Below are 9918 nucleotides of genomic sequence, written 5' to 3' on the forward strand. Positions count from 1 at the left end.
CGACGACCCACGCCTCGGCGACGGGCTGGCCGAATCCGTGGCCGCCCAGGTGCTCGCCGTCGCAGGGCACTACAGCCATCTTCTGTTTCCTGCCACCGCCAGCGGAAAAAACGTCGCGCCGCGCGTGGCGGCGAAGCTCGACGTGGCTCAGATCAGCGACATCATCCGCGTGGTCGACGCCTCGACATTCGAGCGTCCAATCTATGCCGGCAACGCTATCGCCACAGTGGAGAGCGGCGACGGGATCAAGGTCGTCACCGTTCGCACCACCGCGTTCGACGCCGCGTCTCAAGGCGGCACAGCGCCGGTCGAAACCATCGCACCGGTATGCGACAACGCCGGCAGCAGCCTCGTTGGCCGCGAAGTCACGAAGAGCGATCGCCCCGAATTGACTGCCGCGCAGATCGTCGTCTCTGGCGGCCGCGCGCTAGGCAGCAATGAAACCTTCATGCAGGTGCTTACGCCGCTGGCCGACAAGCTGGGCGCAGCGCTCGGCGCAAGCCGCGCGGCGGTCGACGCCGGTTACGCCCCCAACGATTGGCAGGTCGGGCAGACCGGCAAAATCGTCGCCCCCGACCTGTACGTCGCGTGCGGAATTTCCGGGGCGATCCAGCATCTAGCCGGCATGAAGGACTCGAAAGTCATCGTGGCCATTAATAAGGATGCCGAGGCGCCTATTTTCGGTATCGCGGACTACGGGCTGGAAGCGGATCTGTTTGTCGCGATCCCCGAACTCGTCAACGCGCTGTAATCCGCTGTCAACCCTCCACCATGAAACCTGACGATACGGCTCTCCTGCTGCCGGACAAACCCGCCGCCGTGCTGGCTGGCGACGGCAGCGTACTGAGCTTCGCGGAATTGAGCGCCCGCTCGCTGCGCCTTGCATCGGCGATGGCCGCGCAGGGTCTGCGCTCGCGCGATCACGTCGCGATACTGCTAGAAAACCGGCTCGAGTACTTTGTCGCCGCGTGGGCGGCACACCGCCTGGGCCTGTACTACACGCCGGTGAACTGGCACTTGCAACCCAATGAGGTCGCGCATATCGTGGCGGACTCGGGGGCGCGCTGGCTATTCGTCTCCAGGGCGCTCGCGCCGCTGGTGACCGCGCTCAAGGCCGAATCGCTCGAACGCGTGATCGTCATCGAAGACAGTGTGAGGGGACTCGCGGCGCTGCTCGCGCGGGCCGATTCGGACCGCCTGATCGATCAGCGCGAAGGTCAGGCGATGTTCTATTCGTCCGGCACCACGGGCCAGCCCAAAGGGATCAAGCGCAACCTCGCGCTCGACCTGTACGGCACCACGCCACCTTGGGAATCGCTGATTACCGACGCCTATAACGTCGACGCCGAAACCGTCTATCTATGCCCCGCCCCGCTCTACCACGCCGCCCCGCTGGGCTGGACGATGGCCGTGCAGCGGCGCGGTGGCACGGTGATTCTGATGGAGCGGTTCGATCCTCGCGAGGTCTTGCGCCTGATCAAGCAGTATCGCGTGACGCATCTGCAGATGGTGCCCACGCATTTCGTACAACTGCTCAAGCTGAGCCGTGCCGAGCGCGAGGCGTTCGACCTGTCCAGCCTTCAGGTCGCCGTGCATGCGGCCGCGCCGTGTCCGGTGCAGGTGAAAGAACAGATGATGGACTGGTGGGGGCCCATCATCTACGAATACTATGGGTACTCGGAAGGCAGTGGCTTCGCCCGTATCGCTCCGCAGGAATGGCTGACGCATAAAGGCTCTGTAGGACGGCCGGTGCTCGGCACCGTGCGGATTCTGGATGAACACGGCAAGGAACTGCCGACCGGTGAGCCGGGCGTCATCTGGATCGAAGGCGGGATGGATTTCGCGTACCACAACGACCAGGCCAAGACCGCGTCGGTGCACGACGCGCAAGGCCGCACCTCGGTCGGCGACATGGGCTATCTCGACGCCGAGGGCTATCTTTACCTGACCGACCGGGTGTCGCACATGATCATCTCGGGTGGCGTCAACATCTACCCTCAGGAGGTCGAGAATCTGCTGGTCATGCATCCCGAACTGGCCGATGCTGCAGTGATCGGCGTGCCGGACGCGGAATATGGCGAACGGGTGCTCGCCGTGGTCGTGCCCGCCAGGGACGTGCAGGCCGACGCTGCGCTGGCCGCACGGCTCATCGAACATTGCCGCAGCCATATCGCCCACTACAAGTGCCCCAAAGCAGTGGAGTTTGTCGATAGCCTGCCGCGCCTTCCTACCGGCAAGCTGCTCAAACGACACCTGCGCGAACGCTTCACATTTTTGAAGATATCCGTATGAATTTCGATCTCACTCCCGAGTTGCTCGATCTCCAGCAGCGCACGCGCGATTTCATCGCGCGCGACGTGATTCCGTTCGAGCGCGACCCGCGTTGCACCCCTCACGGGCCGACCGAAGATCTGCGCGCTGAACTGATCGCCCGCGCGAAGGCTGCCGGCCTGCTGTCTTCGCATATGCCCACGGAGTTGGGCGGGCTCGGCCTGAACCATCGCGCCAAAGCAATCGTGTTCGAAGAATCCGGCTACTCGCCGCTCGGTCCGGTGGCAATGAATATCGCCGCGCCCGATGAAGGCAACATGCACCTGATGGAAGTCGTGGCTACGCCGGAACACAAGGAACGCTGGCTCGTGCCGCTCGCCGCGGGCAAGATCCGCTCATGCTTCTGTATGACTGAGCCGGACCCCGGCGCAGGTTCGGACCCGAGCATGCTGATGACGACCGCAACGCGCGACGGCGACAGCTATCTGATCAATGGTCACAAATGGTTCACCACCGGTGCTGACGGCGCAGCTTTCGCCATCATCATGGCGAGGCACCAAGGCGGCGAACTCGACGGCCAGTCGACCATGTTCCTCGCCGATATGAATCAACCCGGCGTGACGCTCGAACGCACGATGGACGCGCTCGATACCTGCTTCCCTGGCGGCCATGGCGTCGTGCGCTTCGACAATTTGCGCGTGCCCGCCGCCGATGTGCTCGGCGAGCCCGGCCAAGGCTTCCGCTACGCGCAGATCAGGCTTTCACCCGCCCGCCTGACTCACTGCATGCGCTGGCTCGGCGAGGCAAGGCGCGCGCACGACATTGCCACCGCCTACGCAGCGAGACGCAGGGCGTTTGGCAAGACACTGGGCGAGCACGAAGGCGTGGGCTTCATGCTCGCCGATAACGAGATGGACCTGCACGTCACGCGCCTCGCAATCTGGCATTGTGCGTGGACGCTCGACCAGGACAATCTGGGCCGTCATGCGTCGAGCGTCGCCAAGGTCATCTCGTCCGAAGCCTGCTGGCGGGTAGTAGACCGCTCCGTGCAGATTCTCGGCGGCCAGGGCGTGACGAGCGACACCATCGTCGCGCGCATCTTTGCGGATATGCGCGCATTCCGTATCTACGACGGCCCCTCGGAAGTTCATCGCTGGAGCATCGCCAACAACATCCTGCGCCGCGCAAAGCCGGCGCACTGATCTTTCTGCGGAGACCTTTATGTCTGATCTGGTGCTCGTCACCCGTCACGATGCAGTCGTGCAGTTGACCTTGAATCTGCCCCACAAGCGCAACGCGCTGGAGGTCGCGCTCACCGACGCGCTCGCGGACGAACTCGAGGCGTTGCAGCGTGACGCCGGTTGCCGCGCGGTGGTGTTGAGCGGCGGCAAAAGTTTCTGCGCGGGCGGCTCGCTCGACTCCCTGAAAACCCACGGTCTCGAGATGCGCGGCGAGATGCGCGCCGGCCATCGCCTGCTGCGCCTGATCAGCGCCGGACGGCTACCGGTCGTCGCGGCAGTGGAAGGCGCCGCGTTCGGCGCAGGCCTTTCGCTTGCAGCGCTGTGCGACTTCGTCGTCTGCGATAGCGAGACGAAGTTTGGCGCGGTGTATGGCAAGGTCGGTATCATGCCGGACTGGGGCGCGTTGTGGACACTGCCGCAGCGCATCGGCATCGGGCGCACGCGCGAGCTGGTGATGTTCAGTCAGGTGATGAGTGGCGCCGAGGCCAAATCGACCGGTCTCGCCGATGTGCTCGCCGAGGACGGCCAGGTGCTACCCGCCGCGCTCGCGTGGGCGCAACGTCTCGCGGCCGCGGCACCTGGTGCCATCAGTGCGACCAAGGCCGCATTGGCTCGCCAACCGCTCACGCTCGATGCGATGCTCGACTGGGAAGCCGACACCCAGGCGCTGCTTATCGCATCGGACGACTTTGCGGAAGGCCGTGACGCGTTCTTCGGCAAACGCGCCGCGCATTTCAAAGGACGATAGACGCACAAGGGAAACGGCCGTACGGGGCGCGGCATCGTGGCCCGATGCGCCCGAGCAACTCGAGGCTCGGCGCATGGAGCACCGCTCGGCGCATCAAGCAGCGCGCGGTTCATTCGCGTCTACCTGGTTTCGCCCTCGGGCGTCACCCGCGCGCTGGCACGAACTTCATATTTCAGCAGCTTGCCCGCCGCCGACAACGGCAGCGCATCGCGGAATTCGACGCTGCGCGGGCACTTGTAGCCTGCCAGGAGTTCACGACAGTGACCGATGACCCGATCCCCGTTAATCGCCTTGCCGGGCTTGAGCACCACTGCGGCGTGCACACGCTCGCCCCACATCGCATCCGGGACACCCACCACCGCACAAGCCGCAATTTCGGGCATCAGCAGCAATATGTTTTCCACTTCGGCCGAATACACGTTTTCACCACCGGTGATGATCATGTCCTTCAGGCGATCGACGACATAAAGAAAGCCATCATCATCGAAGCGTCCGAGATCACCCGTGTGCATCCAGCCGCCTCTTAGCGTCTGCGCACTCAGCTGCGGCTGCCCCCAGTAACCCTGCATGACCATCGGGCCGCGCGCGACGATCTCGCCCACCTGCCCCGGCGGCAACGACTGGCCAGCGGTGTCGATCACGGCCACTTCCGCCGTCGGAATGGGGCGCCCGGCCGAGCGCAGACGTGCCCGTGCCGCCTGGTCGACAATTGGCCAATGACACGAGGCAGACAATGCCGTAATGACCGGAGAGAGTTCCGTCATGCCGTAGAACTGTACGAAGCCTGCTGAGGGCATCGCGCACAATGCCTGAGTGAGCAGCCCTTCGTCGATCGGCGCCGCGCCGTAGAGCACCGAGCGCAACGACGACAGATCGAATTCACCGAAACGCGGGTGATCGATCAGGCGCTTGAGCATAGTGGGCACCAGAAAGGTCTCCGTTGCCCGTTCGTCGGCGATGCCTCGCATGATCGCCACTTCATCGAAGGCGGGTAACAACACCACGGTCGCTGCTTGCCCGACGAGTTGCAGCAGATGGCCGACCGCGCCGACGTGAAAAAGCGGCGCACACGTCAACGCCACCGCGCCCGCTTCCCGATGCACCGAGGCGCTCGCCGACAGCGTGCCGATGAAGAGATTGGCATGCGACAACATCACGCCCTTCGGTTTGCCGGTCGTGCCGCCCGTGTACATCAGCGCGGCGAGATCGTCGCGTTGCCGCGCCGCATCCTCCATCGGCGCGAGGCCGACCAGCGCCGCTTCGACATCGACAGCATCCGCTGGCGGCACGCCGTCATCGAAATAGAGGACCTCGGCGAGACAATGCGATTGCTCCCGCAACACCGACGCCTGCGCTGCGAACGCCTGATCGACGATCAGCCAGCGCGTTTCGCTGTCGTCGAGCGACCAGGCCATCTCCGCCGCGGTCCACCGGATGTTCACCGGATTCACGACGCCGCCCGCCCACCACACGGCATAGACCGCCTCGACGTAGCGCGCGCTGTTCATTCCGAGCAGCGCCACGCGATCGCCGGAGCACACACCTCGTGCACGCAGCAGCGCCGCCAGCCGCGCAACGCGCGCGGCCAGCTCGCCATAAGCGACGCGTCGCCCGCCGTCAACAAGAGCGGTGCGGTGCGGGCAGTCGGTCAATGCAAGGTGCAGCGGACGGGTCAGTTGCATGAGTTTCCTCGAAACCGGTTGGTCAGAAGGCAGATAGCGACGCGGCCGGGTGCGTGCCGGCAGCCGTTGCGTGCCACGCGCTACATGGCACGCAACCGCTCGCGTAGCGCCTGCTTGTTGATCTTGCCAGCCGCATTGCGCGGCAACGCGGCAATTGCTTCCAGCCTTTCCGGCGTTTTCTGACGCGCCTTGCCGAGCCCTGCGAAATGCGCGGCGACTTCATCGAGAGCGAGCGGATTGCCCTCTCGCCAAACCACGAACGCACAGATCCGCTCGCCTACACGTGCATCCGGCGAGCCCACGACAGCGACCTCGGCAACTTGCGGCAGGAGCGCTAACGCTTCCTCTACCTCCCGCGACGAAATCTTTTCGCCGCCTCGGTTGACGATGTCCTTTTTACGGTCGGTGATATGCAGAAATCCTTCGGCATCCAGGTGCCCGATGTCCCCCGTGAGAAACCAGCCACCGGGAAGAAAAGCAGCACGATTCAGCGCGGTGTCGCGATAGCCAAGGAAGCGCTCCGGTCCGCGCGTGACGATTTCTCCGTCCTCGCCCCGCGGCGCGTCACAGCCCGCCTCGTCGACGGTCCGGATCTGGTTGCCGGCCGACAGCGAACCCTCGGTATGCAAGCGCGTTTCGAGCGCATCGTCGGTCCAGCCGAGCGTCACCGTCGGATGCTCGGAGAGACCATAGGCCCTATAGGTGGCGATACCACGCTCGACACAACGCTGCACCAGCGCGCTCGGCACCGGCGCGGCGCCCGTCAGGTAGTCGTGCAACGTAGCAAGCGCGAGGCCCCCGGCATCGGCTGCATCGAGTAGCGCTGTCAGGTGGAAGGGCGTGCCCGAACTCGCTCCTATCTCGAAGCGCTCCACGAGTGCCGCCGCGCGCGCGGGATCCCACGCGTCCATCAGCACGGTGGGCCGTCCACGCAACGCATGTTCCAGCAGCACGACGAGTCCGGCAATATGTCCTGTGGGCCAAGGTGAAAGCTGCGCGGTCAGCGGATTCGCGCGGTGCTGCGCCGCCGTGCGGCTCTCGGCCAGCAACGTGTTGGCGCTGTGCTGCACGCCCTTCGGCGCCGCCGTCGTTCCCGACGTGTAGATCAGGAGCGCAGGATCGTCGGCGTCGGCGCGACTGGGCGACAGCACGATTCCGGCACCGCTGCCGACCTCGTGAATCAGCGTGCTCCAGCTGAGCGCGTTGCCGCTTGCGGGCTCGCCGACAACGATGGTCCGCCACAGCCCTGGTAACGTGCGCGCGGGATTGAGCGCGTCGAGCAGCGCCTGCGCGCTGCCGTGGCGCGTGGCCGCGGGCAGCACCAGCATGCGGGCATTCGCATCGCGCAAGATCTCGCTCAGTTCCGCCGCGCCGTAGATCGGCACGATGGGCAGAAAAACCGCGCCCAAAGCGGCGGCAGCACGCTGCGCCAACACGCCTTCGAGCGAGTTGGGCAATTGCACCGCGAGCACGTCGCCCGTGCGGAGCCCTTCGGCGGACAACGCGGCGGCGAGCGCCAGTCCGCGCGTATGCAACTCCGCCAGCGTCATGCGGGTTTCGCCCGCTGCCGTACTGATGACGAGCGGCGCGTCCGGGAATGCAGCGGCCGCCTGAGCGAAAGCCTCCCCAAGATTTCGCTCGCCGTGCAGCCCCAGGGCGCGCCACTCGAGTCGCTGCTCCAGCGGCGGCGCCCAGACACACTCGCTCTCGCGCCCGGAAAGCCGCACAGTCTCCGACATGATTCGCTCCATAATCCGCTTTATCATTAATATGATTCTAGGATACCATTGACGGACCATCAATACATCAGAGACACCTGCACAGCTCATGAAGTCTTCCGATCAGCCGGTCGCGGCGGCCGCACGAGAGATTCCTGAACGGTTCAACACCGTTCAGCCCGATCTCGGCAGCGACCCCGCCTGGGACCACCGCGACCTGAGCGTGCTGCTCTCGCTCAAGCGCGGCGATGATGGCGCGTTGTATAGCCCCCATGCCGATCTCAATCTGCATGGGGCGGTATTCGGCGGCCAGCTGGTGGGCCAGGCCATTGCCGCTGCCTCGGCGGAGGACATACCTCACGATGCGGCGCCGCACTGCGTGCAGGTGAATTTTCTAACCGCGGGACGCGCTGGCGAGCCGATGCGTTACGAAGTGCGTCAACTGATGAAGGGCCGCCAGTTCTGTGTACAGCAGGTCTTGGGCACCCAGGGCGAGCGCATCGTCATCAGCGCGAACGTCTCGTTTCATCGCGGCGAACCGGGTCCGACGTTTCATCAGCCGATGCCTGCGAACATGCCAGACCCCGACAGCCTGCCGACGCTGCGCGACACGCTGCTCACCCATGCCGACCAGCTGCCGGCGCGGGTGCGCAAGCGCGTTGGACTGTCGCGCTCGCTGGAGTTGCGTCCGGTCGACCCGGAAGGCTTCCTGTTCCGGCGCGACGCAGTCCATGCCGCGTTTCGCTACTGGGTGCGCGTCGCGCGTCCACTTCCCGATGAACCCCGGATTCAGCAAGCCGCGTTGGGCTATCTGTCCGATTACTGGTTCCCGCTGACCGGGCTCGCGCCGCACCTCGACCTCAAGATCGGCAACGGCCTGTACGTCGCGAGCCTTAACCATACGATGTGGTTGCACCACCCGGTGCGTGCCGACGACTGGTTGCTGGTCGACGCAAGCAGCCCCGGTTCGGGCAACTCGCGCGCGCTGAGCATCGCCCGCGTGTATGCGCGAGATGGCCGCCTTGTCGCCAGCCTTGCCCAGGAAAGTCTCTGCCGCGGATGGCTCGAGCATGACGGGGCCTTCAATGCGCCCGGAATGCCGGACGACTGCGCCGACGGCAATTCCAGTCCCTCTTAATTGACCTATGTCCGATACCCTCCTGCGCCGAAGCGAAGTCGCGATCCCCACCGAGCTCCGGCCCGGCCAGCTATTGGCCCGTAATCCACAGCGCCTGCAGCGCAGCGCGTATCCTCACTTCCGCTCGTTGCCGATCCGCTGGAGCGACGTCGAGAACGGCATTGTCAGCCGAGTCGGCATGGCGCAGTTCTACGAAGACACGCGCACGCTGGTCATGCGCGAGATCCTCGGTCACGAAAACTTCGGCTTCGATAAATGGAAGGGCCTGCTGCGCGCCATTACGTTCGAGCATCTCAGCCCCGCCCGGCACGATCTGCCGATCGAGATGGCGGGAGCAATCGGAGAGGTGGGGCGCAGTTCTTACGCTTTCGCGCTGGCCGCGTTCCAGGGCGAACGCTGCATATCGCTCTGCCGGGCCATCGGTGTGACCGTAGACAATGAAATGCACGCCGCGCCCACGCCGCCCGAACTGCGCCTACTCTTTCTGAGCCATGTCTGGCCGCATGCCGATGCGTTGCCTGTCGGTCACGGCGACGCCGATCTGCCGAAACAGGCGTACGCCTATCCGTTCATCGAGGAATACCCGACACGCTTCTCCGATACCGACGCCATCGGTCACGTGAACAACGTCGCCGTCACCCGCTATCACGACAATGGCTTGATGGCCTTTCAGGCGGCGCTAACCGGTCGCGTGACTGTGCATGGCGATGCCGGCTATTGGCATGTCGCGCGCCACGAGATTTCGATGCTGGGAGAGTCCTTCTATCCGGCGCCCATGCGTGCTTGTATTGGCGTCATGGGCGAGATAGGGCCGACACACTTCACGTTGGCGCAAGCGCTCTTTCAGGAGGGCCGTTGCACAGGCCTCGCAATCGCCGAGATCAGCGTGCTGGACGCGAGCGGAAAGCCACGCGCGTTGTCCGCCGCGTTGCGAGACAGACTGGAGCGAAATCGTCTTGCAGGCTGACCAATTTATGCACGGGAGCAGCGGCGGATCCCAACCAGCGGATCAGTCTGCATGTGCCGAACCACGGTTACTCCGCGACCTACCAGCTATCCCCCCGCGCTGAACGACGCGTTCGTGTCAGGTTCCGATTTGGCCGACCCGTGTGGTCGCCGA

At 64.8% G+C, this 9918-nt stretch carries 8 protein-coding genes; 6 read left to right on the forward strand and 2 right to left on the reverse strand.

Annotation, left to right across the window (positions count from 1 at the left end; genetic code table 11):
- The 4 genes from VGH68_RS18450 to VGH68_RS18465 all read left to right on the forward strand — a co-directional run.
- Nucleotides 1–751 (forward strand): electron transfer flavoprotein subunit alpha/FixB family protein (locus VGH68_RS18450; RefSeq protein ID WP_331605112.1); only part of this gene is annotated, 751 nt, incomplete at its 5' end.
- Nucleotides 752–771: 20 nt separating this feature from the next.
- The gene (locus VGH68_RS18455) at nt 772–2292 is read left to right on the forward strand and encodes an AMP-binding protein (protein ID WP_331605113.1); all 1521 of its coding nucleotides are present in this window, start codon (nt 772–774) and stop codon (nt 2290–2292) included.
- Nucleotides 2289–3473, forward strand: coding sequence for an acyl-CoA dehydrogenase family protein (locus tag VGH68_RS18460; protein WP_331605114.1), 1185 nt, complete (start codon nt 2289–2291; stop codon nt 3471–3473). Before VGH68_RS18455 ends, VGH68_RS18460 begins: the two co-directional genes overlap by 4 nt.
- 19 nt (nt 3474–3492) lie before the next feature.
- Nucleotides 3493–4260 carry an enoyl-CoA hydratase/isomerase family protein gene (locus VGH68_RS18465; protein WP_331605115.1) on the forward strand — a complete coding sequence of 256 codons (768 nt, stop codon included), beginning with the start codon at nt 3493–3495 and terminating at the stop codon, nt 4258–4260.
- Nucleotides 4261–4379: 119 nt separating this feature from the next.
- Here VGH68_RS18465 and VGH68_RS18470 read toward each other — a convergent pair whose 3' ends face one another.
- Nucleotides 4380–5942: a long-chain-fatty-acid--CoA ligase gene (locus VGH68_RS18470; protein WP_331605116.1), complete on the reverse strand. Its 1563-nt coding sequence runs from the start codon at nt 5940–5942 to the stop codon at nt 4380–4382.
- A gap of 80 nt (nt 5943–6022) precedes the next feature.
- The gene (locus VGH68_RS18475; protein WP_331605118.1) at nt 6023–7771 is read right to left on the reverse strand and encodes an AMP-binding protein; all 1749 of its coding nucleotides are present in this window, start codon (nt 7769–7771) and stop codon (nt 6023–6025) included.
- Between VGH68_RS18475 and VGH68_RS18480 the strand changes: the two genes are divergently transcribed.
- Nucleotides 7770–8798, forward strand: coding sequence for an acyl-CoA thioesterase (locus tag VGH68_RS18480; protein ID WP_331605119.1), 1029 nt, complete (start codon nt 7770–7772; stop codon nt 8796–8798). The genes VGH68_RS18475 and VGH68_RS18480 overlap by 2 nt on opposite strands.
- A 7-nt stretch (nt 8799–8805) precedes the next feature.
- Entirely contained in the window at nt 8806–9765 is a 960-nt protein-coding gene (locus VGH68_RS18485) for a hypothetical protein (protein ID WP_331605120.1), read from the forward strand.
- Nucleotides 9766–9918: the final 153 nt, after the last annotated feature.

Origin of the sequence: Paraburkholderia sp. (assembly GCF_036488505.1) — a bacterium.
Taxonomy (GTDB): Bacteria; Pseudomonadota; Gammaproteobacteria; order Burkholderiales; family Burkholderiaceae; genus Paraburkholderia.